Genomic DNA, 25,501 nt, shown 5'->3' with positions numbered 1-25,501 from the left:
GGCTTGTGTCTCGCCTGAGGAAAGGGCGTGAAAAGGCGTGTCATTCTTTTTTGAGTCAGCCTCTTTGTTTTAGATCCGGGATGATTCGTGACGTTTTGCGTATCGTAAGAGAAATGCAAGTGTCGCTAGGACCAGAACGAATAGACTGAAATAAAGCATAGCTGGGAGCAGAACGAACAAGCTGCCGGCAATCGGTCCGAGGATCGAACCAAGACTAAAGGCAATCCCTGCAAGCAAGTTGCCCGTCGGAAGAAGGTGTCGCGGTAACTGTTCCGTCATATAGGCGACACCGAGCGAGTACGTCGAGCCAAGTGCCATCCCGCTGATTGCAAAGATCGCGAACAGCCAGCCGTAACGTTCAAAAGCGAAGCAGGCAATGAAAAAAGCAACGGATCCAATCGAGAGTACCGTCACTAACGTCCGACGTTTTCCGAAGTGATCTGCGAGCCGTCCGAGTGGTAACTGCATGATCAATGAGCTAACGACAAACGTCGTGATCAAAGTACTTGTTTCTGATAACCCATATCCGTTACGCGTCGCAAAAACGGGAAAACTGGCATTCAGTGTGGCTTCGAGAAAACCGTATGTAAAGCCGGGAAGTAACGTAAACCATGCAGTCGATAAGACGAGTCGGTAACGTGAGGCGGCGCTTTGTAATTCCTCCGGCATGACGGACGACGGTTTTTCGTTCGGCATACGGAATAATAAAATCAGGACGATGACCGTCAATGTCCCGGTTAAGACAAAAGGCAACCAGTCAATGACATCAACGAGTGGTGCAGCAAGAGGTCCTAGGGCAAAACCAAGACCAAATGCCATACCGTACAATGACATCGTTCTTCCCAATCGTTCGTTCGGTGTAATGGACGTGACCCAAACTTGCGATCCATAATGCAACGTCTGATCACCGAATCCGACGAGGAAACGGAGTATCATCCAGGCGAGTATGCTTGGGAGTAACGGAAACAGGAAGACGGCTACTGCGACTAGCGCAAGACCGAACGAGATGACAGGGATATAACCGCGTCGTCGCAGTGGACCTTCCATTAAGGGAGCGGCGACGATGACACCGATATAAAGAACAGCGGCGCTGAGACCGTTGATGAAAGCGGGTGTTCCTTGCCGTTCAAGCAAGATGGACAGCAATGGAATCAACAGACCTTGTGTGAATCCGGAAATGAAGACGATCGATAAAATGAGAGCAAAACGACGTGACACAAGCAACGACGACCTTTCTTTTTTCTTTTAGCATAACACGCCCCGGTCTTCGAAAAGGAAAACCGAGGCGTGCTTCATTTATTTTCTTGTTCAAACCGCGTCGGACGAGGCATGTGCAAAAGATGTTCGTCCCAGTCCGTCTGATCAAACACTTCATCATGCTCAATACTGTGTGAAGTACGAATACCAACCATCATGACGAACAGGACCATACTGAACGTGCCGATGATTGCGACAATACCTACGAGCCATTCCATCCCGGTCACCCCTTTTAGAAAACAAATTGTGTCTACTTTGTGTCGTTTTTCCCGGGATGGCATTGTTCAAAACCTCTTTTTTAGTTTTAAAGCCGACTCGACTGTTTTGTGAAGTCAATCTCAGGGTAATATGCGTTCTTGACAAGGGCGTTCGGTCCGAGGCATTGCACTGCAGGGCAGTGACACGACAGACTTTTATTCAGTTCGGTTTCTTGCCACTCGGCATACGCATCATTGAAGGATGTTTCGTGAATCGTGCCGAGCGAAGCGAGTTCGTCCCCGAAATCCGTTACGATGATCTCACCGTCAAAAATGTTGACGTTAAGACGGGAACGACCGTCCGGGTCATTTCGGACCGAGACGTTTTTCTCCTGACGCAAGCGACGATGCAGTTCTAAATCCGCCTCTTCCATCGAACAAGCATAGAAGGGAAGGGTGCCGAACAACATCCAGACGTTCGGATCCCGGACGTCAAGTAAACGATGAATCCCGTCACGGATTTTAGGCAAGCTAGCGGCTTCGATCATCGACGCAAAGTCAGCGGGGTACATTGGATGCACCTCGTGACGGACACAGCCCATATCGACGATTTCTTTATGAATGGCTTCGAGATGTGGCAATGTCCGTTTATTGATCATCGTCTCAGCAGATACGATGACACCCCGAGCATTCAGGATACGGGCATTCTCTTTCATCGTCTCAAACAGTCTCGTCCGTGCTTCGCGTGACGGTTTTCGTTCCATCATCGCAAAACCGCCGTCGATGAAGTCATCAGCTGTTCCCCAGTTATGTGAGATGTGCAAGACATCTAGATAAGGAATGATCAATTCATAGCGCGATAACGGAAGTGTTAAATTTGAGTTGATTTGGGTTTTAGCACCACGTTCGTGGGCATACTTAAGTAAAGGGACTACGTACTCCTTGACGGATTTCATCGAAAGCATCGGTTCGCCGCCGGTAATCGAGAAGGCGCGCAGATGTTCGATTTCATCCAGGCGTTGAATGAGTAGCTCGACTGGGATTTCGGGTGACTCACTACTGGATAACATGTAACCGACGGCGCAATGTTCACAGCGCATGTTACACAGTTTCGTCGTCGTGACTTCGATGTTCGTCAAACGGACGGTGCCGTATTGTTCAATGTCACGATACGCTTCCCACGGATCGTTTGCGATCGTGATAGGTGATGGATGTGGCATAGATACTCCTCCTTTTTAGTGCTCCACCTCGTATCGTATGCTAAAATAACGTCGGAATCCAGCGGAAGAAAGGAAGTCTGAATAATGGGAAAAGCAAGAACTGATAAACTTGGTCAAATGAATGTGCTAAAATCAAGAATGCAGCTTCTCTGTCATACAATCGATTCACTGGATGAATCATCAGATATCGAAGATTTGGAACGACTGATCGTATCACTGGATCAACTCAAGGCGAAGGTCGTTCGATATGCGAAGGATATGAAAGAACAAGAAGAAACGAAAAAAGCGGTGGATTGAGACCGCTTTTTCATTTGCACAAACGGAAAGGATGAAATCGATGGCAACAAAAATCAAATTAAAAACAGGTGAGGTCCGTTCGGTCACGTGTCTACGGATGGGAATCAACGGTGAAGGAATTGCGACGCTCGAGCGACAAATCGTCTTCATTCCAGGACTACTCGTCGGGGAAACAGCACAGATCGAAATCACGGAAATTCATGCGAACTATGCGAATGCGAAAATCTTGAAGCGTGACGATCGTTCTCCGGACCGTGTGACACCGCTTTGCCCGGTCTATAGTGTCTGTGGCGGCTGTCAATTACAACATATGAGTTACGATGGGCAATTGCGTTATAAGGAAGAGATGCTTCGCAACGCCTTCTTGAAATCAACGAAATTAAATGTCGAGAAAGCCGATATCCGTCCGACGATCGGTTCGAAAGAATGGGAATACCGCAACAAGTCACAATTCGTTGTCGGGAAACAAGGCAATGAAATCGTCAGCGGTCTCTATTCGGCGAATTCAAACCGCCTTGTCGCAATCGATGATTGTGTCGTTCAAAACAAAGATACGCTTCGCGTCAACCAAGCTGTCACAAAATTACTCAACGATTATAAGGTACCGGTTTATCATGCGGCAAAACAAGATGGTGTCATGCGCCATATCGTCGTTCGGACAGGAATCAAAACAGGCGAAATTCAAGTCGTGCTCGTTGCCTTTAAAGATGGCTTCCGTGATCTAGAAGGGCTGTCCCGAGATATCATGGATATTCCAGGTGTCGTCTCGGTCGCACTGAACATCAATGACAAGTTAACGTCACGTGTCTTCGGAGAAGAGACGGAAGTGTTGCGTGGTGTCGAACGGATCGAAGAAGAGATGGGTGAGTTCACGTATCAATTATCACCGCGTGCTTTCTTCCAATTGAATCCGGAACAAGCAGAACGGATGTATGAGGAGATCGCACGTGCCGCTGCTTTGACAGGCGAAGAACGTGTCGTTGATGCATACGCAGGTGTCGGTTCGATCGGACTCTGGATTGCTAAGGGTGCGAAAGAAGTCCGCGGTATGGAAATCATTGAAGAAGCAGTTGAAGATGCCAATGCGCACATGAAGCAATACGGCTTTGACCATGCCCATTATGTTGTCGGTAAGGCAGAAGCATGGATTCCGCGCTGGGTCAAGGAAGGCTGGATTCCGGACGTATTCATCGTCGACCCACCCCGTTCAGGTTGCGATACGCAGTTATTGAACGCCATGATTTCATCTAAGGCGAAAAAAATCATCTATGTCTCGTGTAACCCGCAGACGCTTGCGCGTGATTGCGATCATTTGATGAAAGCGGGATATAAGGTCTCGTACATTCAACCGTACGATATGTTCCCACAAACAGCGCACGTCGAAGCGATTGTCGTGCTCGAAAAGAAGAAAAAGAAAAAGTTCTAAGTAACAAGCCCGTATGCACTCCTTGAACGAGTGAACATACGGGCTTTTTTTCTGTGACTGCTCACTTACGTTTGCGAAACATAATCGAACGTGGTGTCACATTCGGTAAAACGTTCCTTCAACTGAGCGACACGGTCAGTCGGGAGTGGACCCCGTTCAATCAGTTGCTGATTCAACGCGAGGTGTTCTGGTCGGGAAGTACCAATGATAGCTGTCGTGATCCCTGGTTCGAAAACTGTAAAACGAAGCGCGGTCTCGAGCCAGCTCGATTCCTCGAGTGGATAAGCGAGTTGTTGCGCACGTTCCCAGTAAGGTTCGACATACTGTCCGACCGGACGCTCCGTGAAGCGCCACGGGGCGTTGCCGATCGGACGCTTGGCGATGACACCGTGATCTAGAAGGGTGGGCAGGACTTCATCGACACGTTGATCAAACAGATTGAACGATGTTTGGAAACTGTCGAAGCGATTCGTTTCGATAGCATATATCAAGTCTTCCCGGTCACCGGAATAAGCGATGACGCGAACTTTCCCTGCTTGTTTTGCTTGTTCAAGCGCGTCGATGACATCTCCTTGGGCGAGGATTTCTTGACTGCAAGAATGTAAGTGTACGATGTCGAGATAATCCGTTTGCATCGTCTGTAAGGCTTGATCGATACCACCACGGACCGCTTCAAACGTCCAGTCCTGTGCACCCGGAACATCATAGCCGACTTTTGTCGACAGGATGACGTCGTGACGACGATGCTTTAGGAATTGTCCGACACGTTGCTCCGATAAACCATAGCCACGTGCTGTATCGATTAGATTAATTCCGAGATCCCGTGCTTGTTCCAGTAAATAGATGGCTTCGCGATTCGTCATCTGTTCAGAGCCGATGTGACCGGCTCCAAAACCAAGCGGGGAAACAAGTAGATCAGATGTTCCAAAACGTCTTAACTCCATGAACGATACTTCCTTTCGGACAGCCTGTAATTTAAATCGATGATGTTCGTTTTTGATATATCCGGTAGATCAGATAACCAATGAGTGCGATGCCTGCAATCGACCATTGCATCATCGTCGAGGATTGCATGAATTGATGGACGGCGAGTACTTCGAGTAACATAGCCGGAATTTTTCCGAGCGTACTTGCCGTCAGGAAAAGCAAGACGGAAACACCACTAGCCGCACTAACGATATTGACGATCCCAGATGGTACGAACGGTAACAGCCGCAGCAAGAGAATCGTCAGAAAAGCTTTGCGTCCTTTTTGCGCCTGTAACTTCTGCTGTAGACGGACGAAACGGACCGGAAGCGGGCGACGAAGAGCGTATCGTAGGCCTCTCCGATAAAGTAGAAACGCACAACCTGCACCGAGGACTTCACCGATGAACGAAAGTAGTGTGCCCATCCATAGACCGAAATAGACGAGATTCGCAGCGGTGACGAACGTACTTGGTAGGACACCAAGCACACTGACGACGACACCGACCAAGACACTAATGAATGGAGCGAACGGTCCGAAGAGTTCAAAGGTTTGGATGACATGCTGTTCCATCATTCGAAACCATCCTCTTCATCCGGAAGAAGCGGTAATTCGATGTGGACGGTCGTTCCTTCTCCAAGAACGGAGTCGAACCGGATCGTCCCATCATGACGATCGATGATGTGTTTTGTGATCGCAAGACCAAGACCGGTTCCGCCATCTTTCCGCGTCCGTGATTTATCGACTCGATAAAAACGTTTCGTCAGTCGATCGAGATGTTCTTCCGGAATGCCTTCTCCTTCGTCCCGGATAAGACAATGCGTCCGATCGCCGATCGTTTCAGTCGATAAGAAGATCTGTTTGCCGGGCGGTGTGTACCGTAAAGCGTTATCGAGTAAATTGCCGAAAACTTGCTCAAGGCGGTCTGTATCGCCTAAGACGATTTGATCCGGATCGAGATTCATCACGAACGTGACTCCTTTTGACTGGGCGATCGGTTCCATCCGGTAAATGACATCTTCAAGTACTTGACTGAAGACAAGTGGTTGTTTCGACATCGGATAGGAATCGCGTTCGAGTTGAGCGAGATCGAGCAGATCATTAACGAGACGTTGCAGACGCTCTGTTTCCCGCTCAATGATTTGGTAATACTGCGCACGCTTTTCTTCCTCGAGCGAATCATCCTGCATCATCTCTGTGTAGCCACGGATATAGGAGAGAGGTGTCCGCAATTCATGACTGACGTTCGCGAGGAACTCTTTACGCTGCTCATCGACCTCACCGAGCGATTCCGCCATTTTATTCAGTGTTTCTGCGAGTTCACCAATCTCATCATCCGATTGAATTGGAATCCGGTAATCAAAATCACCTTGTGCGTAAACCGTCGAGGCGCGCTTCATGTCGATCAACGGACGAATGATCGTATCGATGATTTGTCGTCCGAAGATGACAAGATTCAAGACGATCAGTCCGATCATGAAGAAGATCATCAGGCGGAGCGGGCGGAACGGTTCACTGATTTGACCAAGTTCCAGATACAGGATCAACGTACCGACGAGCCTGTTATTTTCAATGATCGGAAATCCGGTCATCAAAATGTCTGTTCCTTCAATCGGATGGGTCCGGCTTGATACGACGGTTTCTCCGTTCCGGAGCTGTTCGATATCCGCATTCGTCAAAAAGCGGAGTCCGGCCGGGTTTTTCTTCAGAAAATCAATGAAGAAAACTTTCGATTCCGTCAATTCATTCGTATAGGTCATTCCGTCGTAAAAAGCACCGGATAACCCTTCGGATTCATAGATGTTAATCAGTTTTTCTCCTCGGTTCAATAAGATATCTTCTTGCGTCTGAAGATAGAACCGGTCGTAGAGATAAAACGTCAGCAGGACGAACAAAATGGCAGAAAAAACGCTCGTGAACCAAATCGTGATCCAGATCCGGCGCCGGATCGTATAACGCTTAATCATACTTCCTCGAATTTATAACCGATGCCCCAGACGGTTTGAATCGAGCCGCCCGCTTCACCAAGCTTTAAACGAAGGGTTTTGATATGTGTATCGACAGTCCGTAAGTTTCCAATGTAGTCCGCCCCCCAGATTTGATCGAGCAACTGTTCGCGGGAAAAGACTTTATCATTGTTTTGGGCGAACAGGTGCAGCAAATCAAATTCCTTGCGCGTCAGACTGACCGGTTTGCCGTTGACGTGGACACTCCGACTTTCGGTATCAAGTTCGAGCATGCCAAGCGTTAAGGTGGCGGATTGATCGACCGTAAACCGATGGGAACGACGAAGTGTCGCTTCAATCCGGGCAAGCAGCTCGCGTGGACTGAATGGTTTCGTAATATAGTCATCAGCACCGATTTTCAGTCCGTGGATCCGATCGAGCTCATCCGACCGTGCCGTCAGCATGATGATGGGAACGTTTGAAAATTCACGGATGCGCATACACGCCGTCAAACCATCCATTTCCGGCATCATGACATCAAGGAGAACGAGGTGGAATGTATTTTGTTGAATCAGTTGGAGGGCTTCTTGTCCATTAGAAGCCGTCATCGTCGAATAGTGTTCTTTTTCGAGATTCGAGACGAGAAGGTCACGCATTTGTGCTTCGTCGTCTACTACGAGAATGTTAAAGGATTCTGGCATTAGTCTTCGCTCCATTTCTTGCAGAAGAAAAAATCTTCCATAAAGATGAGTTTTTTCTTTAAGATGAGTTTTTTCTTTTATCATACCATTTCGAACTTTAGAAACGCATATGTGGACGCAAAAAAGCACGAGAGGCAAGGCTCTCATGCTTCGAGTTGTTGATGATCGTATAGTGTTTCGAGTGCCCGTCCATGGATATACATCTGGAAACTGGATTTAGAAACTTCATACAGCGTAAATTGTGTTTCGCCGGCATTCAGTTGCTCGAGTAGCGCTGGTCGTAACTCGTTGGCGCAGAATGCATACGGCAATTTTTCAGCTGCTTTTTGTGAGCGGATGTTGCTTTTACGAATTTTCATGAAGACACTTTCATATCCAAGCTCGAAGAACAGCTCAGAGAAAAAGGCTTCTTTCGCTAAATGGTTGTATCCTTTACCATGATACGGTTTACCTAACCATGTACCGAGAAACCCATAGTGTCCTTCGATATCGAGTAAACTGATCGTACCAATCGGTTGATCAAATTCATCTAGGATGGTACGTGATACGATTTCACCACGTTCTTCCTCTTCGATTGCCTGCTTTGTAGTAAACAGAAATTCATCAAAGTACCGTGTTTTTTGGCGGACGTACGGATATACGTCTTGATGCTGCATCAGTTCGAACAAATCAGCGCAGTCGCTCAGCTCCCGTTGCTTGAGCATACTTCCATTCCTCCTTTTAGGACCGCAAGAATGATTGTCGAAAGCTACCTGTCTGACTCGTTTGAACCGCGCATGGTATGCCTTCTTCAGTTGTCGGATAAGATAATATTACCTTCTTTTTTTAAAATTGCAAGAAAATAATTTTTGTGAAAAAAGATACAAAAACAAGATGTTTTCTGTAAGCGTTCGAAACCCCCGAAAGGTGCAAAAAACACCTGGCGGGGGGCGGATTAAGTCAAGTTCAGTTGAGCGTGTTCAAAAATGATTTTTCCGTCGATCATCGTCATAAGCGGCTTCGCTAAATAATCAAGTGGGAAGTGGCTCCAAAGGACGAGGTCGGCATCTTTTCCAATCTCAATCGATCCGACACGATCATCGACACCGAGCGAACGGGCTGGGTGAATGGTAATCGCACGTAAGGCGATATCGACCGGTAGACCCTCCCGTGCAGCAAGACCGGCACAGAGGTTCAGGTACTGGACAGGGGTGTAGGGATGGTCTGTCGTGATCGAGATTTCAAGACCATGTTCGTGAAGAATCCGGTACGTTTCCCATGTCTTATTCTTCAGTTCGATTTTAGACTTTCGGGTGAAGGTTGGACCGACCGTCACTTTTTCGATCGGTAATTGTTCCATCTCTTTTGCGACGAGATGACCTTCCGTGCAATGTTCGATGCGTAAATCAAGGTCGAACTCTTCCGCGAAACGAATGGCGGACAGGATATCATCTGCTCGATGGGCATGTACACGAAGCGGCATCTTATGATCGAGGACACGTTTGATCATCTGATGGGCGAAGGTTTCAGAAACCGGCTGCGTCCGTACTTCAAGAAAGGCTTCGCGCAGCATCCCCATGATGCCCATCCGTGTCAGTTCACCGGCACGACCGGCACTGTGGACACGCTTCGGATTTTCACCAAGCGCTACTTTCAGACCGGCATATTTCCGAAGGATCATATCGTCGATGAACCGTCCGTGTGTCTTGATGACACTCGTGACGCCACCGATGATGTTCATGCTGCCAGGCATGACTTGAACGGTTGTGATCCCGTGCTGAACAGCTTCTTTAAAGCCTTCATCAAGCGGATAGACGCCATCAATGGCACGAAGATGAGGCGTCATCGCAAAAATCGTCTCATTCGCATCGTTTCCGACGGTTCCCGTTCCTTCGTCATATAATCCGAGATGCGTGTGGGCATCGATAAAACCAGGTAAGAGAAAATGTCCTTCGGCCTCGATGACTCGGTCACCTTCCAAATGGTCCAGTAGTTCCCCAATTTCGATGATTTTCCCATCGCGAATCCGGAGGTCTCCGTAAAAGCTATCCGCAGTGATCGGATAGATATGTGCATTTCGAATTAAGATATCCAAGTATCGTCCACCCCTGTACTAGTTTGAATGCTCGAGTGCTCGTAACGCATCCTTTAGTTCAGCATACCGAAACTTGTATCCGTTTTCGAGCGCTTTTTTCGGAACGACACGCGCACCTTCAAGTACGATGACGCTCTTTTCCCCAAGTGCGAGTTCTAACGCGAAGCGCGGGGCAGGGAGCCAGTGCGGGCGGTGCAAGACTTTCCCGATCGTCTGTCCGAAGCGGCGCATCGTCTCCGGGTGAGGCGCAGTGATGTTCAGTGGTCCTTCGACTGTCGGTGTCTCAAGAGCAAATACGAACAAATCGACTAAATCATCGATATGAACCCAGGAAACCCACTGCTTTCCATCTCCCATCGTACCACCGCCGAACAAGACATACGGCAGACGCATTAATGGATAGGCGCCACCTTCTTTTGTCAGAACGACACCAATCCGTGGATGAACGAGCCGGATGCCGGCGTCGGCAATCGGACGGGCAAGATCTTCCCAGGCGACACAGACGTGGCTCAAGAAGTCAGCGGTCGGTGGGAGTGGTTGGTCTTCTGAGAACGTCTGATGCCGATCTTGTCCGTAAATCCCGACTGCCGAAGCCGATAAGACGACGTTTGGTTTTTGATCGAGTGCTTCGACGATTCGGACGAGTTCCTTCGTCGTACTGACACGACTGTCGAGAATGACCCGTTTGCGCTCATCCGTCCAGCGCCCGTCATTGATCGAAGCGCCGGCGAGATGAATGAAGGCATCGACTCCGTCGAGGTGTTGTTCCGGTTTTGCATCTTCTGTCATCCACTTGATATATGTGACATGCGCATCATTCGCTTTCGGATGACGCGTTAAGATAAAAATATGATGCCCTTGTTCTAATAAACGCTTCGTCAAGGCTTGACCAATCATTCCAGTTCCACCTGTGATTGCAATCTTCATGTAATCCATCCTCCCTGAAATCCATCAAAATAAGGTTCTTACCATTTGTTCCCGTTCCTTACTTTCAGTCAAACATAGACCTGCCTGTTCATGCTATCGTAGAACTATCGAATCAGGTTAGAGGAGGGAACGACATGAAGATCAAACGGATCTCGACCCAGAAAAAGAACAGCGAACGATTCAATATCTATGTCGAACGTGATGGCAAAGAAGAATATGCCTTTGCCGTAGATGTCGATATCTTAATCAAATACAATCTGCAACGCGATAAGGAACTTGATGACGACTTCGTCAAGGAAGTACTGACGGCTGAGGAACAACAAAAAGCATATCGTCTCTCATTGAATCACTTATCGTACCGGATGCGGGCAACGAGTGAGGTCGTCACGTATCTGACGGAAAAAGAGACGCCAGAACATGCGATCAAACATGCGATCGAGCGATTGACCGAGCAACGCTATCTCGATGATCAACAGTTCGCACTTGCGTATACGGCGACAAAAAAAGCAACGACACCACAAGGACCTGGAAAGATTCGCCGCGATCTAGAGGGTTTGAAGATACCGAAGACAGCAATCGATGAAGCAATCATGACGTTTACGGATGAAGAAGCATACGAAAAAATACTTAAGTTTTTGCGACAAAAGCAAAAGGAATTGCAACGACGTTCCGTACGCGAATTGACGCAAAAGCTACAGATGACGTTGATGCAACGCGGGTTTTCGTCCGATTTAATCAAGGCGGGCATCGAAGAGGTATTTTTAGCTGAAGAAGGTGACGAAGAAGAGCAAGCAGCACTCTATCAAGCACGCAAGTATTATCCAAAGTACCGGCAACTCGAACCGTTTGAACGCGAACAAAAGGTAAAACAAGCACTCGTCCGAAAGGGATTTCCGTATGGTTTAGCGGCTCAAGTCCTGGAGCAAGTTAAAGAAGAGGAAGCGGAATGACGAATGCAAGACAAAAAATTGACAATTATCCGACAATTGTGTTATTCTACGCACAGACTAAGAAAAGGAGGAACCGTCCTATGAAAAAGCCAATTGGTTTCACACACATCCAACAGCTGAATACGACGGAGACTCTTGAGCACGTATAAGTAATTCATTTCATGTGCGAGCAAGGGGATTCGTCTCCCGAGCGCGCAGACGAACAAGAAAGCAGTATGTCGATTTCAAGGCATACGGATTCTCGGACTGCATCCGGAAATCCGTATGCCTTTTTGCGTGCTCGGAAAAAACACTTCATTTCACAGTAAAGGGGGGACCCTCATGCGTTTATTTCGGCAATTGAGTTGGTTTCTAAAAGAACACAAATCATCTTACCTCGTAGCCGTCGTCTTGTTGATCATCACAGGATTCATCGATTTGACGCCGCCGTGGCTGATCGGTAAGGTCATCGACGGTTTACGCTCAGGTTCGATGGATCGAACGACACTCTTACAGTATGTCGGTGGATTAACGGTCATTTCCATCGTGTCCTTCATCTTGACGTATCAATGGTTAGCGAAATTATTCGGAACGGCATTTTTACTGGAGAGGACACTGCGAAGCCGCTTCTTTACACACTTGTTAAAACTGACGCCGACATTCTATCAAAAGAATCGGACGGGTGATTTGATGGCACTCGCGACGAACGACCTAAAAGCCGTCGAACGGACAGCCGGATTTGGTGTCTTGACGCTCGTCGATTCGCTGAATATGACAGCCATCACACTCGTCGTCATGGGTGTCGCGATCGACTGGAAGTTGACGCTCGCTGCCTTATTACCGATGCCACTTCTCGCTTACGCGATGAATAAACTCGGGAGTCAAATTCATGGTCGTTTCATCACGGCCCAGGATTCGTTCGGGACGATGAATGATCAGGTCGTCGAGTCGATTTCCGGACTGCGTGTCATCCGTTCGTTCGTCCAAGAACCAGTCGACGTCAAACGCTTCGATGATGTGACGACGGATGTCTTCGAAAAAAACATGCACGTCGCAAAAATCGATGTCTTATTTGAACCGATCATCAAGTTGCTCGTCGGCTTCAGTTACTTGATCGGCTTATCGTTCGGGACATATCTCGTCTTTACGAACGATATCACGCTTGGACAATTGGTCGCCTTTAATATCTATCTCGGAATGTTGATCTGGCCGATGTATGCCTTCGGTGAATTGATCAACGTCATCCAGCGGGGAACAGCGAGTCTCGATCGCTTAGAAGCGACGATGCATGTCAAACCGTTGATCGCTTCGACACCGCGGGAGCACGTTGAGCGCCCCGAGCGGATCGAGATGACGGGATTGACGTTCACGTATCCAGAAACGGCGCATCCGGTCTTACGAGATTTGAATATGACGATCGAACAAGGATCAACGATCGGGATCGTCGGACCAACGGGATCTGGTAAAACGACGTTCTTGCGTCAATTCTTACGTGAGTATCCAATCGGACGGGACATGTTGACGGTCAACGGCGTACCGTATGAAGATGTTGCGCTAGAGACGGTTCGCGGATGGACCGGTTACGTCTCACAAGAACACCTATTGTTCTCGAAATCCGTCCGGGACAACATCCTGTTCGGTGCAGGTGAAGCGACAGAAGAAGAACTGCAGGAAGCGATTCGTCTCGCATCGTTCGAAAAAGATATCGAGACGCTCGAACAAGGACTTGAGACGATGGTCGGTGAACGTGGCGTCACGTTGTCGGGAGGACAAAAGCAACGTCTGTCGATTGCGCGGGCGATGTTAAAAAAACCAGAGTTGCTGTTGCTCGATGATTCATTATCAGCGGTAGACGCGAAAACGGAATCACATATCATTGATTCGATTCGCTCGAATCGCCACCAATCCACAACATTAATCGTTGCCCATCGCTTATCGGCAGTGGCACATGCGGACGAAATCATCGTCTTACAAGACGGAATGATTTCTGAACGAGGAACACATGACAGCCTGATGGCACAAAATGGCTGGTACGCTCAACAATTCGAGCGACAAAGTGAAGAAATGTAAGGAGGTGCCTTTGCATGAATGAATTGGAATTATATCAACTCGATCCGGCACGCCGGAAGACGACGATCCGTTCGTTGATCCGCTATGCGATGCATGAGAAGCAAGCGATCTTCTTAGGATTGTTTCTACTCGTACTGGCAGTCGGTGCGGAATTGACGGGTCCGTATATCGCGAAAGTCATTATCGATGAACATATCGTAGCGATTGAGAAGGACTGGGTCGAAGTTAAAGCGGATGGTGCGGTCAAGTATGACGGTCGTCAGTTCGCCAAAGCACAGGATGTCTCGAAAAGTGAAATCGTTCGATCCGTCTCGATCGTCCAAACAGCAAACGGCTACTATTTTGTACCGAAACAAGTTGTCAGTGGTGGGGAACGGAACATCAGTGGAAATACGATGACCGTTACGCGTGGAGACGACGTCTACACGTATGATAATATTCAAAAACTGACACAAGGGCAGGTCTATGATTTTTATTCAAATGACTTAAAAGCAATCGGCTGGTTATCCTTGCTCTACGTCCTTTTGCTGCTGGTAGCAGCTGGATTGAACTGGGTGCAGCAAATCTTACTCCAGCGGTCGGCCCATAAAATCATCAAACGGATGCGGCTCGATGTCTTTACACATCTACAGCGATTACCGGTCCGCTACTTTGATCAGACACCGATCGGGAAGATCGTCAGTCGTGTTACGAATGATACGGAAACGATTCGCGATCTATATCTCGGTGTGCTCGCCCGGGTCTTCTCAGGGATCATCACGATGGCAGGAATTCTCGTCGCGATGTTCTTCCTCGATTATCGATTAGGTCTTGTTTCGCTGATCATCATTCCGATCGTCTATTTCTGGATTCAGCTGTTCCAGAAACTCGCGACGAAGAATAACTTCAAGGTTCGCTCCCTCGTTGCCGACATGAATGGTCAACTGAATGAGAACATCCAGACGATGCCGATCATTCAGGCTTATGCACGTGAGAAGGAAGTCCTTGCCGAATTCGAACAAAAGAACGAAGAGAACTATCAGACACGGGCAAAGTTGTTACGACTTGATGCCTTGATGTCACACAACTTATCCTACTTTTTGAAAAACTTGACGCTCGCCTTGATGATTTGGGTCGTCGGTGGGAAAAGTCTGACGAACGGATCGTTTTTATCACTCGGGATCTTATATGCATATATCGATTACGTGTCCCGGTTATTCGAACCGGTCACCCAAATCATGAATCAACTGTCACCGCTACAACAAGCACTCGTGTCAGCGGACCGAATGTTCCAGTTGCTCGACGAAAAGGGAGAGCCGGTCGAACAAGGTCGCGTTGCTCGGTTTAAAGGAGCGGTGTCCTTCAAAGACGTCGAATTCAGTTACGAAGCGGGAAATCCTGTATTACGTGAAATTCAAATCGATGCTCGTCCTGGCGCGACGATTGCTCTCGTCGGTCACACGGGTAGTGGGAAAAGCTCAATCATGAACTTGCTGATGCGGTTCTATGATCCGTCGAAAGGACAATTGTTGATTGACGGACAGGACGTGACGACTTTACCGAAACAAGCGGTTCGTGAGCATATGGGGATCGTCTTACAGGATCCGTTCCTCTTCACGGGAACGATCCGGTCGAACATCACGCTCGGCAATCCAGATATATCGGAAGCTCGCGTTCGCCGGGCGATTGAAGCCGTCGGCGCGGATCGGTTCATTGATCGTTTACCGAACGGGCTCGATGAACCAGTCATCGAAAAAGGTGCCACGTTATCAGCCGGGGAACGACAGTTGATCAGCTTTGCCCGGGCGTTAGCGTTTGATCCTGCCATCCTAGTTCTTGACGAAGCGACAGCGAGCGTTGACTCGGAAACGGAAGCGGTCATTCAGGATGCCTTGTTAACGTTAACGAAAGGACGGACGACGTTCATCATCGCCCATCGCTTGTCGACGATCAAGGATGCCGATGAGATTCTTGTTCTCGATCATGGTCGGATCGTCGAGCGGGGATCCCATGATGTGCTCCTTGCAGCGTCCGGGATTTATGCGAAAATGTATGCGTTGCAAAGCAAGCGGAATCTTGAATTGAAATCAAGCTAATCGACCCAGTTTCTCCTCCTTTTCGTTTATACTGAAAAACGAAGAGGGGGAGTTTTTTAATGGAGACACGGATGAGTCAATTATCGAAATACGAGCTTGAGATGCTGATCACGAAATTAAGTGAACAGAAACGAAAAGCGGAGCAACACGGGAACGTCAGCGAAGTAGAAGTCGTGACACGGAAAATCGCCATTGCGAAAAGTTATTTGATTGATCCGGCACGATTCGAACGGGGAGCCTTTTACCGGATCGAAGGAGAAGAGGCACGATTTGAGTTACACTTCGTCAATGGCGTCATGGGTTGGGGACATTTTGAAGGAACGGCTCAGGAAGTCGCGATTCCACTCGCGTTATTCACAGGAGAGGGAGAACAGACATGACGAATCGAGAACAAGCCCTTCAGCAACTGTCTGAAGAATTATTGCAAGTGAATGAAGTATTAACCCCGGAAGAAGCTCTGACGTGGGTGGAAGTGCTGTGGGAGGATTTCGAAGCGACACTCGCGCGCGCAGGTGAGAAATATCAAGGTGAAGCTGTTGCGTTTCATTTCGTCGAGCAGCAGATCAAACAGCACGGGGCAATGTTACACCGGTTTAATACGACGAACGAAAAATTCAAGCATTTGATGACAGGTCGAAACGTCGAATGAAAAAAGCTCCGCACATCGGGATTTCCGTTGCGCGGAGCTTTGTCTTTATAATGCAGGGATAAACAGTTTTTTCTGCAAAGTTCGTTCGCTAAATACCCAACCCGTATAGGAGCTGACGATTTCTTGTGTGGCGGCGTCGATTCTGACGACGGCGACGAATGGATAGACTTCCTTCGTGAAGTAACGCAGGTTCGTAAAGCGGTATTCGACAATGCCATCCTTTCGTGAGACCGTATACGTATGGATCTTCGAGAACTCAAGAAATGCTTGCAAGTCCGCGTTTTGTTTAACGATTTCGTACAAGGCGTCCCCGTGCGGTTCGTCCTTGATCCGGAAGTTTCCACACTCGACGACGGTTCCACTGTTGATCTTAACGACGGAATACTCATCGCGTAACCGTGCCGCGACGTGCCACTCGTCCCATTTCATACCGGGTGAGATGAACAGCTTGTGCGCACCGCGATAATAACGGGCTGCGGTTGCAAGGGCATCGTTTCGCAATTTGAATTGAACAGCATAGTAGATGATGACGATGGCAATCAAAATCGGGAAGATGACGATCGTCGCTCTCGTTAGTAGCCAAATTCCGAACGCGGCATAATACATCGTGAACAGATATGGATCAAATGTGTTGATGACACCCCAGCCGATCCAGGATTTTTTGAACGGGTGTAAAGCTTGTGTTCCGTACGCGTTAAACAGATCGACGAAGACATGAAGGGCGACAGCGACCTGTGCCATCAGCCATAATGAAGTCGGTGGTACGCCGAATAACGTACCGATAACAATTGATAGTAGCAGTGGCCAGGCGATCAAGGCGATCAAGCCGTGCGATTTCCCGCGGTGTTGGCGCAAGTAGGCGCTGTTTCCTTTAAATTTGAAGACAGTATCGAAGTCCGGTGCATGTGAGCCGACGAGCGCCGTCGTCGTCACGGCAGCAAACATCGTCGTGCTCGCTGCGACGTCAGGGTGTAGCGTTGAGATGGCGGCGAGACAAAGTCCCATGCCGATATGCGTCCCAGTATCCAATGCGAATTCGCTCCTTCTATGAAATCGTGACGGTAGATCTATCGAGGTTCTGCCGAGTAATTTTTAATTAATATATCGTATCTAAGAGAAAAGAGGTAACCTTTTGACCGTCGTTCAAGAATATTTCACAAACTTTAATAAAACACAATTTACCACAGAACTGATTGCTTGGTTCTTACGTGAACAGCGAGATCTTCCTTGGCGAAGAACAAAAAACCCGTATCATATTTGGATTAGTGAAATCATGCTTCAGCAAACGCGCGTCGATACCGTGATTCCGTATTACGAGCGCTTTACGAAACGTTTTCCGACCCCGCATGATTTAGCGCAAGCGGAACAAAGTGAGGTCCTGAAGCATTGGGAAGGCTTAGGGTACTATTCCCGTGTAAAGAATCTTCAAATCGCGGTTCAGGAAGTTGTTGAAAAATATGATGGGATCGTTCCGGATGAGAAGGAGTTATTCAGTCAGCTGAAGGGCGTCGGTCCGTATACGACCGGAGCCGTTTTATCGATTGCTTATGGACAAGCGGAACCTGCAGTAGATGGGAACGTGATGCGCGTCCTTTCGCGTGTCCTTGGAATTTATGAGGATATCGCAGCTCCGAAAACACGGAAGTTGTTTGAAGCAGCAGTTCACCAATTGATTGATCCGGCTGACCCATCGAGTTTTAATCAAGGGCTGATGGAACTCGGTGCGATGGTCTGTACCCCGAAATCACCGATGTGTGGACTTTGTCCTGTTCAAGACGTTTGTTTCGCATATGACCGAAACGCACAGGAAGAATTGCCTGTGAAGACGAAGAAAGGGAAGACGCAAATTATTCCTTATGATGCGCTTGTCTATGAAACAGACGGAAAAATCGCAATTGAACAACGCGCAGAAACAGGTTTGCTTGCTGGTATGTGGCAATATCCACTACGGGAAGCGGAAGAAGAGCGTGAAGGAACGCTTGTCGGACATGTCCGACACATCTTTTCGCACCGGATTTGGGAAATCGCCGTCTATCGCGTGACAAAACAGCCGGATGAGACAGTGCTTGTTGATCAGGAAACATATGCGACGCATCCGATATCTGTCGCACAGATGAAGATCGATCGATTATTGAAGGGGGAACTCTAATGCATACTTTTCGTTTTGAAACGCGTGTCGCTACATCAAAGGAGCAAGCGTGGGACTTCTTGAGTGATGCCAAGGCATTGAGTCGATTGACCGTATTTCCGCAAGTGAAAACGTCAGGCGATACACGGACGCGGGCAGGAAATACGATTCGTCTGCGTGTCGGAGTTTCACCGCTATTTGTCTCCTGGACGTCATGGATTCCTTTCGTAGAAGAATATGTCTTTGTTGATGTCGGCACAAAAGTTCCGTATCCGTTTCGGGCATGGTGCCACGTCCACAGAGTTGAAGAACGTGAATCGGGTGTCTATTTCGTGGATGAAGTGACCTATGCGTCATTCCTTCCAGCATTCTTAATTGAAGCATTCATCTTAAAACCGATGTTCAATCAACGAAAAAATGCGATTTTGAATCACTTTCAAGCCTGAATTCCGTCATTTTTCTGAAAAAATACCCTTTCGTTTTTCATGCGTTCTGAAAATGGGTATAATAAGCACGAGAGTATAGCAGAATGGAAGAAAAACGCTTTAGAAAGGAGTAGCACATGAGTCGATTCCCAAAAGAAAGTAGCAAGATTGAGATTCAAAGTTTCAAACATAACGGGAGCTTACACAGAGTTTGGGAAGAAACGCTCGTGCTGAAATCGACGGAAGAAGAATTGATTGGGTTCAATGACCGCATCATGGTTAGCGAATCGGATGGTCGTCAGTGGCGAACGCGAGAGCCTGCAATCTGTTATTTTTCAACAGAACTCTGGTTCAATGTCATTTGTATGATTCGGGAGGACGGCATTTATTATTATTGCAACCTCGGATCGCCTTCTACGTTCGATGAGAAAGATCGAGCAGTCAAGTACATTGATTATGATTTAGATATCAAAGTGTATCCGGATATGTCCTACATGATTCTCGATGAGGACGAATACGAGAAACATCGCCGCGAAATGAATTATCCGAAGGCGATTGATCGTATTTTGAAGGACAATGTCCAAATCCTGATTCAGTGGATTCGTAGTCGCAAGGGTCCATTTAACCCGGCTTTCGTGGATATGTGGTATCGTGAATATGAAACAAGATATCGGAGATGATGGTTCGCCATCGTCTTTTTTTAATTGAAGGAAGTGAACTACGTGGCAACACAAGCAAAACGTAAGAAACAAGGCTCGATCCGCCGTTATATGGCGTTCGTCAAGCCGTATCAAAAACAGATTCTCTTGACGGTCTTCGTCGGGATCATCAAGTTCTCGATCCCGCTCGGACTTCCGTTGTTGTATAAGTACATCATCGACCATATCCTAACCGGAAACACGATGCCGATGGCGGAAAAAAGTAAGCAACTGGCGTATTTGATCGGGGCAGGGGTCTTCATCTTCTTGATCGTCAAGCCACCGCTTGAATACGTCCGTCAATACCTTGCACAATGGTCAGCATCGAAGATTTTATTTGACGTACGGAATCGGTTGTTTGATCATGTTCAGAAATTATCACTTCGTTTTTATTCGAATACCAAAACGGGTGAAGTCATTTCGCGGATCATCAATGATGTCGAGCAGACAAAAGACTTCGTCGTCACAGGATTAATGAACCTGTGGCTTGATATGATCACGATTTTCATTGCAATCGCCATCATGTGGACGATTGATCCGAAATTGACGCTTGTCGCGATCATTCCGTTACCGTTCTACGCCCTCGCCGTGAAGTTCTTTTACGGTCGCTTACGTGGGTTGACACGGGAACGCTCGGCAGCCCTTGCGGAACTACAGGGTCATTTGACGGAACGTGTCAACGGAATGGCGGTCATTCGCAGTTTTGCACTTGAACCACACGAGAACAAAGCGTTCAAACATCAAAACGATGGCTTCTTAAAAGCAGCACTTCGTCAAACGAACTGGAATGCGCGGACGTACGTCGTCGTCTCGACGATTACGGACTTCGCACCAATTCTGATTTTCGGAACGGCAGCCTTTTTCGTCTTGAACGGCCAAGTGACACTCGGAACGATGGTCGCGTTCATTGGGTACATCGACCGTCTGTATGCGCCGCTCGGTCGTCTCGTCAACTCGTCAACGACACTCACGCAGTCAATCGCTTCGATGGATCGGATGTTCGAGTTTTTAGATGAGCCGTATGACATCACGGAAAAACCGAATGCACGTGAACCGAAAGATGTCCGTGGGAACGTTCAGTTCGAAAACATCAGCTTTGCTTATGAAGAAGGCGGAGAGCTGGCGATTGATCGTTTGACGCTTGACGTCCAAGCTGGTGAGCGCATCGCCTTCGTCGGGATGTCAGGTGGGGGAAAATCAACGCTCGTCAGTCTGATTCCACGCTTCTATGATGTGTCTGCCGGACGGATCACGCTGGACGGCGTCGATATTCGTGACTTGAAACTGCGTGGTCTTCGTGATCAGATCGGAATGGTCATGCAGGAGTCGATTCTCTTCAGTGAGTCGGTCCAGATGAATATCAAGATGGGGAATCCGGAAGCGACGGACGAGGAAGTCATCGCAGCGGCAAAAGCGGCGAATGCCCACGAATTCATCGAACGGTTACCGAATGGTTATCATACACCGGTCGGTGAACGCGGTGTTAAGTTATCGGGTGGTCAAAAACAACGTCTTGCGATTGCGCGGGTCTTCTTGAAGAATCCACCGATTCTGATCTTGGATGAAGCGACGAGTGCGCTTGATCTAGAAAGCGAAGCAATGATTCAAGATTCGCTCGCACGTCTTGCGAAAGGACGGACGACATTCACTGTCGCACACCGTTTATCAACGATCACCGATGCTGATAAAATCGTCGTCATTGAAAATGGTCAAATTACGGAAATCGGAACACATGAAGTCCTCATGCAAAAGCGAGGCGCTTATTTCGAATTGTATGCGATTCAAAATCTGGAGCTCGTCGAATAAGAAAAAGCAGCAATCCTCGCGCGAGGATCGCTGCTTTTTACTTGGTTAAAGTCGAGCAAAGGCACGATTGACTGCTGCAATCGTCTCCGTGATATCGGCTTCCGTATGTTCTGTTGTCAAGAACCACGCTTCGTATTTTGACGGTGCGAGGTTGATGCCTTCTTCAAGCATCAACTTGAAGAAGCGACCAAACACCTCACTGTCCGCACGTTCTGCCCCATCGTAGTCGATGACTGTTTCATCCGTGAAGTAGACAGTCATCGCACCTTTGAGACGATTGATCGTAATCGTGACATCATGACGTTTTGCTGCTTCAAGGACGCCTTGTTCGAGTAAAGCGCCAAGATGATCGAGTTGTTCATAGACGCCAGGCTGCTCGAGTAATTCAAGACAAGCGATACCGGCAGCCATCGATGCCGGATTCCCCGCCATCGTACCTGCTTGGTAAGCTGGACCGAGTGGGGCGACATGTTCCATGATTTCTTTTCGACCACCGTAAGCACCAATCGGTAAACCACCACCGATGATTTTCCCGAGTGCCGTCATATCGGGACGGATATCGAGCAACTCTTGTGCACTGCCGTATGTGAAGCGGAAGGCTGTGATGACTTCATCATAGATGACGAGTGCGCCGTGAGCATGCGTGATTTCATTGACTGCAGCAAGGAAACCAGGTTGTGGTTCGACGATACCGAAGTTTCCGACGATCGGTTCAACGAGTACACAAGCGACTTGATCGCCCCATTGTGCCATGATTTGACGATAGGACTCGATGTCATTGAACGGTGTCGTAATGACTTCTTTTGCTGTTGCTTTCGTAACACCAGCTGAATCGGGAGAACCAAGTGTCGCGGGACCACTCCCTGCTGCAATCAGCATGAGGTCCGAGTGACCGTGGTAACAGCCGCTGAACTTCACGACAAGCTCACGACCTGTATACGCACGCGCGACGCGAATCGTTGTCATGACGGCTTCTGTTCCCGAGTTCGTAAAGCGTACTTTTTCAAGCGATGGGATTGCTTTTTGTAGTTTATGTGCGAAGTCGATTTCTAGACGGTGTGGTGTTCCGTAGAGAAGACCGTTTTGAGCAGCGTGTGTGATTGCTTCCGTAATGTGGGGGTGACCATGACCTGTAATGATCGGACCATAGGCTGCTAAGTAATCGATGTAGCGATTGCCATCGACATCATAAAAATAAGCACCTTCTCCGCGTTCCATATAGACAGGTGCACCGCCACCGACGGCTTTGAATGAACGGGATGGGCTGTTGACGCCACCAACGATACACTCTTGTGCGATTTCATATAACGCCTCTGAAGTAGGACGTGTAGTGTGGGTAGACATGAGGATTCCTCCAATCGATGATTCGTGAAAAATATCACGATATGATTGTATCATGAACGTCAAATCCGGTGCAGAGCCGTTGACGGAATGGGTATTTGTAGGTAGACTATTTATAAAGATTACAATCTGATAATCAATGAAAGATAGAAATGAGGGGATGGACGTGGCTAACGAAATGCTAGATGACGCCGTGAAATCACTTCGAGAATCAGGCGTTCGAATGACACCACAACGTCACGCGATTTTGGAATATCTAACGACGGGACACACGCATCCGACAGCGGATGAGATTTACCGTGCACTCGAGCATCGATTTCCAAACATGAGTGTGGCGACTGTATATAATAATTTGCGCGTTTTCCGGGAAAAAGGAATCGTCGAAGAAATGAATTACGGAGATGCTTCGAGCCGCTTCGATTTCGTTACGACCCGCCATTACCACATGATTTGTGAGAACTGCGGTAAAATCGTCGATTTCAACTATCCGGTGCTCGATGATGTCGAAACGGTCGCGGCTCATTTGACTGGCTTCAAAGTAGATCGCCACCGATTGGAAGTGTACGGAACCTGCCCGGACTGTCAATCGAACGTACAATGAAAAAACGAGCTGCCCTTATCGGGGAGCTCGTTTATTATGTTTATTGTACTTTTCATCGAATTCTTTTCCTTCAAGTGATGGATCCATCGTCAGTGGTTCGTCACAATGCATACATAAGTCGACCCGCCCGAGCACCTTTGTCTCTTTTTCGCAGTTTGGGCATGTGACGACTGCTGCTTTGGTAGAAGTCAATCCAATCAGGAAATAGAGCGCCGTACTGGCAAGGACCATGACAAAACCGATGAGCATGAGTAGGACCATGATGATTTCAAATTGTTTGAGTAATAGTCCGCCATACATGACGAGCATACCGCCAAAGACGAGAAACATCGCCATGTTACGTGCGCGGTTTATTTTATTTTTACGTTGTTTTTTCAAGTGAATTCCCCCTGATGTCAGTCTAGCATAAGATGCGGGACTGTCTGAAGAAGGAAAGCTTGTTTTTTTGTCGAAAATGGTAACGACGAGTTCGCATAGAAGGGTGAGAAGTAAATGGAGCAAGCAACACGAACGATTTATTCGGAATACGCGGCTTATCGTGAAACGCAAGGCATCATTGCAGTCGAAAAACGGCAACCACGCGATTCCCTGACGGATCAATTTGATACACTCCTTGTCGTCATCACACGAGATCCTGCAGTCGAATGGACGATTAAGCATTATCGTCTGAATACATTGAAGGTTTCTTTACATCTCGTTCATGAAGCTGTCTTGTCGCGCTGGATTTTATTGAATGCCAATCGACGCGCGATTCACTGGATTGCGGAAGGGACAATCGTTTTTGAACGGAATGATTACTTGATTGATTTAAAGCGTCAGTTGTTGAACTTTCCGGATGAAGAACGATATTTACAAATGACGATTTCGTTCGCCAAGTTATTGCGTCGTTTCCAAGATGGAAGAAACTTGTTCAGCCGAGGACATCATTATGATGCCTATACACACGTCCATCACGCCCTGCATCATCTCGCGCGATTATCTGTTCTCGAAAAGGGGAAGCATCCGGAGACAGTCGTATGGGAACAGGCACGTCTCGATGATCCGGATGTCTATAAGTTATATGAGCAATTATTGATGAGTGAAGAGACGTTAGATCAACGTATTCACCTCGCATTGATTGGACTTGAGCACCTTTTACAGTCCAAAGTCTTATCAGGAGGACGCTATTTATTTGAAATCATGCGGGAGCGAAGAGTCCCTTGGACGATGTATGAGTTGATGGAAGAAGAACGTCTGCAGGAAATAAAAGTCGACCTGGGTAGTTTGATTGATTTCTTCATGCGAAAAGGATTAATTCGTATTTCTTATCAAAATACCAAAGGAGCAGGAGTCGAACTCGTAACGTATGAGCCGGTCGTGTGACGATCGGCTTTCTGTTTTGATCGTATGATTATTTTTTCATATATATAGAAAGAAAAAGAATTTAAAAGTTTTTTCAGTAAAACTATTGACGGTATTATATCGAGATAGTATATTAATACATGTCGACAGGGCAACACGCGCTGGACGGTGACAACATTGAAAAAAGATTTCGAAAAAGGATTGACGCCTAAGTTATTCCGTGATATCTTATTAAAGTCGCTGAAAACGACACGACGAACTTTGAAAACTGAACGATGAGGCAAAAATCGTATTCTACAGAATACAAAAACGAATGAAGCGCAAGCTTCGTCAATCGTGACTCCGGTCACACAACGAGCAAGTCAAACACTTCATGGAGAGTTTGATCCTGGCTCAGGACGAACGCTGGCGGCGTGCCTAATACATG

At 47.7% G+C, this 25,501-nt stretch carries 26 protein-coding genes; 13 read left to right on the top strand and 13 right to left on the bottom strand.

The genetic code is table 11. The features are described from left to right. Positions 1-69: 69 nt before the first annotated feature. From ACRPK8_RS08110 to yfkAB, 3 genes are all read right to left on the bottom strand, one after another. A complete protein-coding gene (locus tag ACRPK8_RS08110; protein WP_432237762.1) occupies positions 70-1,224 on the bottom strand; it encodes an MFS transporter in 1,155 nt (384 codons plus the stop codon). Between the two features lie 68 nt (positions 1,225-1,292). Next, on the bottom strand, positions 1,293-1,475 hold the full coding sequence (locus ACRPK8_RS08105; RefSeq protein ID WP_029340894.1) for a hypothetical protein: 183 nt from the start codon (positions 1,473-1,475) through the stop codon (positions 1,293-1,295). An 86-nt stretch (positions 1,476-1,561) separates the two neighbouring features. Then, on the bottom strand, positions 1,562-2,674 hold the full coding sequence (gene yfkAB, locus ACRPK8_RS08100) for a radical SAM/CxCxxxxC motif protein YfkAB (RefSeq protein WP_432237761.1): 1,113 nt from the start codon (positions 2,672-2,674) through the stop codon (positions 1,562-1,564). Positions 2,675-2,758: 84 nt separating this feature from the next. On the opposite strand from yfkAB, the gene ACRPK8_RS08095 reads away from it, so the two are divergent. Both ACRPK8_RS08095 and rlmD read left to right on the top strand, forming a co-directional pair. Next, complete coding sequence (locus ACRPK8_RS08095; protein ID WP_023467294.1) at positions 2,759-2,971, top strand: SE1561 family protein; 213 nt, start codon at positions 2,759-2,761, stop codon at positions 2,969-2,971. A 40-nt stretch (positions 2,972-3,011) separates the two neighbouring features. After that, positions 3,012-4,397: a 23S rRNA (uracil(1939)-C(5))-methyltransferase RlmD gene (gene rlmD, locus ACRPK8_RS08090; protein ID WP_058265782.1), complete on the top strand. Its 1,386-nt coding sequence runs from the start codon at positions 3,012-3,014 to the stop codon at positions 4,395-4,397. Positions 4,398-4,462: 65 nt separating this feature from the next. Here rlmD and ACRPK8_RS08085 read toward each other — a convergent pair whose 3' ends face one another. The 7 genes from ACRPK8_RS08085 to ACRPK8_RS08055 form a co-directional block, all read right to left on the bottom strand. Beyond that, positions 4,463-5,341 carry an aldo/keto reductase gene (locus ACRPK8_RS08085; RefSeq protein WP_432237760.1) on the bottom strand — a complete coding sequence of 293 codons (879 nt, stop codon included), beginning with the start codon at positions 5,339-5,341 and terminating at the stop codon, positions 4,463-4,465. A gap of 31 nt (positions 5,342-5,372) precedes the next feature. Beyond that, complete coding sequence (locus ACRPK8_RS08080) at positions 5,373-5,939, bottom strand: TVP38/TMEM64 family protein (protein WP_432237759.1); 567 nt, start codon at positions 5,937-5,939, stop codon at positions 5,373-5,375. After that, positions 5,936-7,330: a sensor histidine kinase gene (locus ACRPK8_RS08075; RefSeq protein ID WP_432237758.1), complete on the bottom strand. Its 1,395-nt coding sequence runs from the start codon at positions 7,328-7,330 to the stop codon at positions 5,936-5,938. The genes ACRPK8_RS08080 and ACRPK8_RS08075 overlap by 4 nt, the downstream gene beginning before the upstream one ends. Continuing rightward, complete coding sequence (locus ACRPK8_RS08070; protein ID WP_432237757.1) at positions 7,327-8,010, bottom strand: response regulator transcription factor; 684 nt, start codon at positions 8,008-8,010, stop codon at positions 7,327-7,329. Before ACRPK8_RS08070 ends, ACRPK8_RS08075 begins: the two co-directional genes overlap by 4 nt. A 143-nt stretch (positions 8,011-8,153) precedes the next feature. Further along, positions 8,154-8,714 carry a GNAT family N-acetyltransferase gene (locus ACRPK8_RS08065; RefSeq protein ID WP_432237756.1) on the bottom strand — a complete coding sequence of 187 codons (561 nt, stop codon included), beginning with the start codon at positions 8,712-8,714 and terminating at the stop codon, positions 8,154-8,156. Between the two features lie 230 nt (positions 8,715-8,944). After that, positions 8,945-10,084, bottom strand: coding sequence for an amidohydrolase (locus tag ACRPK8_RS08060; RefSeq protein ID WP_432237755.1), 1,140 nt, complete (start codon positions 10,082-10,084; stop codon positions 8,945-8,947). A gap of 18 nt (positions 10,085-10,102) precedes the next feature. Further along, positions 10,103-11,011 carry a TIGR01777 family oxidoreductase gene (locus tag ACRPK8_RS08055; RefSeq protein WP_432237754.1) on the bottom strand — a complete coding sequence of 303 codons (909 nt, stop codon included), beginning with the start codon at positions 11,009-11,011 and terminating at the stop codon, positions 10,103-10,105. Positions 11,012-11,145: 134 nt separating this feature from the next. Here ACRPK8_RS08055 and ACRPK8_RS08050 point away from each other — a divergent pair, with 134 nt between their 5' ends. From ACRPK8_RS08050 to ACRPK8_RS08030, 5 genes are all read left to right on the top strand, one after another. Next, positions 11,146-11,961, top strand: coding sequence for a RecX family transcriptional regulator (locus tag ACRPK8_RS08050; RefSeq protein WP_432237753.1), 816 nt, complete (start codon positions 11,146-11,148; stop codon positions 11,959-11,961). Between the two features lie 321 nt (positions 11,962-12,282). Further along, positions 12,283-14,010, top strand: coding sequence for an ABC transporter ATP-binding protein (locus ACRPK8_RS08045; RefSeq protein ID WP_432237752.1), 1,728 nt, complete (start codon positions 12,283-12,285; stop codon positions 14,008-14,010). Between the two features lie 14 nt (positions 14,011-14,024). Then, a complete protein-coding gene (locus ACRPK8_RS08040; RefSeq protein WP_432237751.1) occupies positions 14,025-16,085 on the top strand; it encodes an ABC transporter ATP-binding protein in 2,061 nt (686 codons plus the stop codon). 59 nt (positions 16,086-16,144) lie between these two features. Next, entirely contained in the window at positions 16,145-16,465 is a 321-nt protein-coding gene (locus tag ACRPK8_RS08035) for a DUF1811 family protein (protein ID WP_023467306.1), read from the top strand. Continuing rightward, the gene (locus tag ACRPK8_RS08030) at positions 16,462-16,734 is read left to right on the top strand and encodes a YfhJ family protein (RefSeq protein WP_432237750.1); all 273 of its coding nucleotides are present in this window, start codon (positions 16,462-16,464) and stop codon (positions 16,732-16,734) included. Before ACRPK8_RS08035 ends, ACRPK8_RS08030 begins: the two co-directional genes overlap by 4 nt. 45 nt (positions 16,735-16,779) lie before the next feature. Here ACRPK8_RS08030 and ACRPK8_RS08025 read toward each other — a convergent pair whose 3' ends face one another. Next, positions 16,780-17,763: a metal-dependent hydrolase gene (locus ACRPK8_RS08025; RefSeq protein ID WP_432237749.1), complete on the bottom strand. Its 984-nt coding sequence runs from the start codon at positions 17,761-17,763 to the stop codon at positions 16,780-16,782. Between the two features lie 103 nt (positions 17,764-17,866). Here ACRPK8_RS08025 and mutY point away from each other — a divergent pair, with 103 nt between their 5' ends. The 4 genes from mutY to ACRPK8_RS08005 all read left to right on the top strand — a co-directional run bounded on the left by mutY (position 17,867) and on the right by ACRPK8_RS08005 (position 21,791). After that, positions 17,867-18,883, top strand: coding sequence for an A/G-specific adenine glycosylase (gene mutY, locus ACRPK8_RS08020; RefSeq protein WP_432237748.1), 1,017 nt, complete (start codon positions 17,867-17,869; stop codon positions 18,881-18,883). After that, a complete protein-coding gene (locus ACRPK8_RS08015) occupies positions 18,883-19,308 on the top strand; it encodes a hypothetical protein (protein ID WP_432237747.1) in 426 nt (141 codons plus the stop codon). Before mutY ends, ACRPK8_RS08015 begins: the two co-directional genes overlap by 1 nt. A 116-nt stretch (positions 19,309-19,424) precedes the next feature. Further along, complete coding sequence (gene ntdP / locus ACRPK8_RS08010; RefSeq protein WP_023467311.1) at positions 19,425-19,967, top strand: nucleoside tri-diphosphate phosphatase; 543 nt, start codon at positions 19,425-19,427, stop codon at positions 19,965-19,967. Between the two features lie 90 nt (positions 19,968-20,057). Beyond that, positions 20,058-21,791, top strand: coding sequence for an ABC transporter ATP-binding protein (locus tag ACRPK8_RS08005; RefSeq protein ID WP_087682478.1), 1,734 nt, complete (start codon positions 20,058-20,060; stop codon positions 21,789-21,791). A gap of 45 nt (positions 21,792-21,836) precedes the next feature. On the opposite strand, the gene ACRPK8_RS08000 is transcribed toward ACRPK8_RS08005, so the two are convergent. After that, the gene (locus ACRPK8_RS08000; protein ID WP_432237746.1) at positions 21,837-23,135 is read right to left on the bottom strand and encodes a glutamate-1-semialdehyde 2,1-aminomutase; all 1,299 of its coding nucleotides are present in this window, start codon (positions 23,133-23,135) and stop codon (positions 21,837-21,839) included. A 175-nt stretch (positions 23,136-23,310) separates the two neighbouring features. On the opposite strand from ACRPK8_RS08000, the gene perR reads away from it, so the two are divergent. Next, positions 23,311-23,733, top strand: coding sequence for a peroxide-responsive transcriptional repressor PerR (perR, locus tag ACRPK8_RS07995; RefSeq protein ID WP_369792039.1), 423 nt, complete (start codon positions 23,311-23,313; stop codon positions 23,731-23,733). 15 nt (positions 23,734-23,748) lie between these two features. Here the strand turns inward: perR and ACRPK8_RS07990 are convergent, their stop codons facing one another. Continuing rightward, positions 23,749-24,111, bottom strand: coding sequence for a DUF2614 family zinc ribbon-containing protein (locus ACRPK8_RS07990; RefSeq protein ID WP_432237745.1), 363 nt, complete (start codon positions 24,109-24,111; stop codon positions 23,749-23,751). A gap of 114 nt (positions 24,112-24,225) precedes the next feature. Between ACRPK8_RS07990 and ACRPK8_RS07985 the strand changes: the two genes are divergently transcribed. After that, complete coding sequence (locus tag ACRPK8_RS07985) at positions 24,226-25,095, top strand: nucleotidyltransferase-like protein (RefSeq protein ID WP_432237744.1); 870 nt, start codon at positions 24,226-24,228, stop codon at positions 25,093-25,095. The last annotated feature ends 406 nt before the right edge of the window (positions 25,096-25,501 follow it).

Origin of the sequence: Exiguobacterium sp. TDN 0502, assembly GCF_050846835.1 — a bacterium.
In the GTDB taxonomy this organism is placed as follows: Bacteria; Bacillota; Bacilli; order Exiguobacteriales; family Exiguobacteriaceae; genus Exiguobacterium_A.
The sequence above is the reverse complement of the archived record's forward strand: the minus strand, read 5'-3'. Positions and strand labels throughout refer to the sequence as shown.

Coding starts and splice junctions, on each gene's coding strand:
- ACRPK8_RS08105 (WP_029340894.1), bottom strand. CDS start 1,475: ATGGAATGGCTCGTAGGTATTGTCGCAATCATCGGCACGTTCAGTATG.
- yfkAB (WP_432237761.1), bottom strand. CDS start 2,674: ATGCCACATCCATCACCTATCACGATCGCAAACGATCCGTGGGAAGCG.
- ACRPK8_RS08095 (WP_023467294.1), top strand. CDS start 2,759: ATGGGAAAAGCAAGAACTGATAAACTTGGTCAAATGAATGTGCTAAAA.
- rlmD (WP_058265782.1), top strand. CDS start 3,012: ATGGCAACAAAAATCAAATTAAAAACAGGTGAGGTCCGTTCGGTCACG.
- ACRPK8_RS08085 (WP_432237760.1), bottom strand. CDS start 5,341: ATGGAGTTAAGACGTTTTGGAACATCTGATCTACTTGTTTCCCCGCTT.
- ACRPK8_RS08080 (WP_432237759.1), bottom strand. CDS start 5,939: ATGATGGAACAGCATGTCATCCAAACCTTTGAACTCTTCGGACCGTTC.
- ACRPK8_RS08075 (WP_432237758.1), bottom strand. CDS start 7,330: ATGATTAAGCGTTATACGATCCGGCGCCGGATCTGGATCACGATTTGG.
- ACRPK8_RS08070 (WP_432237757.1), bottom strand. CDS start 8,010: ATGCCAGAATCCTTTAACATTCTCGTAGTAGACGACGAAGCACAAATG.
- ACRPK8_RS08065 (WP_432237756.1), bottom strand. CDS start 8,714: ATGCTCAAGCAACGGGAGCTGAGCGACTGCGCTGATTTGTTCGAACTG.
- ACRPK8_RS08055 (WP_432237754.1), bottom strand. CDS start 11,011: ATGAAGATTGCAATCACAGGTGGAACTGGAATGATTGGTCAAGCCTTG.
- ACRPK8_RS08050 (WP_432237753.1), top strand. CDS start 11,146: ATGAAGATCAAACGGATCTCGACCCAGAAAAAGAACAGCGAACGATTC.
- ACRPK8_RS08045 (WP_432237752.1), top strand. CDS start 12,283: ATGCGTTTATTTCGGCAATTGAGTTGGTTTCTAAAAGAACACAAATCA.
- ACRPK8_RS08040 (WP_432237751.1), top strand. CDS start 14,025: ATGAATGAATTGGAATTATATCAACTCGATCCGGCACGCCGGAAGACG.
- ACRPK8_RS08035 (WP_023467306.1), top strand. CDS start 16,145: ATGGAGACACGGATGAGTCAATTATCGAAATACGAGCTTGAGATGCTG.
- ACRPK8_RS08030 (WP_432237750.1), top strand. CDS start 16,462: ATGACGAATCGAGAACAAGCCCTTCAGCAACTGTCTGAAGAATTATTG.
- ACRPK8_RS08015 (WP_432237747.1), top strand. CDS start 18,883: ATGCATACTTTTCGTTTTGAAACGCGTGTCGCTACATCAAAGGAGCAA.
- ntdP (WP_023467311.1), top strand. CDS start 19,425: ATGAGTCGATTCCCAAAAGAAAGTAGCAAGATTGAGATTCAAAGTTTC.
- ACRPK8_RS08005 (WP_087682478.1), top strand. CDS start 20,058: ATGGCGTTCGTCAAGCCGTATCAAAAACAGATTCTCTTGACGGTCTTC.
- ACRPK8_RS08000 (WP_432237746.1), bottom strand. CDS start 23,135: ATGTCTACCCACACTACACGTCCTACTTCAGAGGCGTTATATGAAATC.
- perR (WP_369792039.1), top strand. CDS start 23,311: ATGCTAGATGACGCCGTGAAATCACTTCGAGAATCAGGCGTTCGAATG.
- ACRPK8_RS07985 (WP_432237744.1), top strand. CDS start 24,226: ATGGAGCAAGCAACACGAACGATTTATTCGGAATACGCGGCTTATCGT.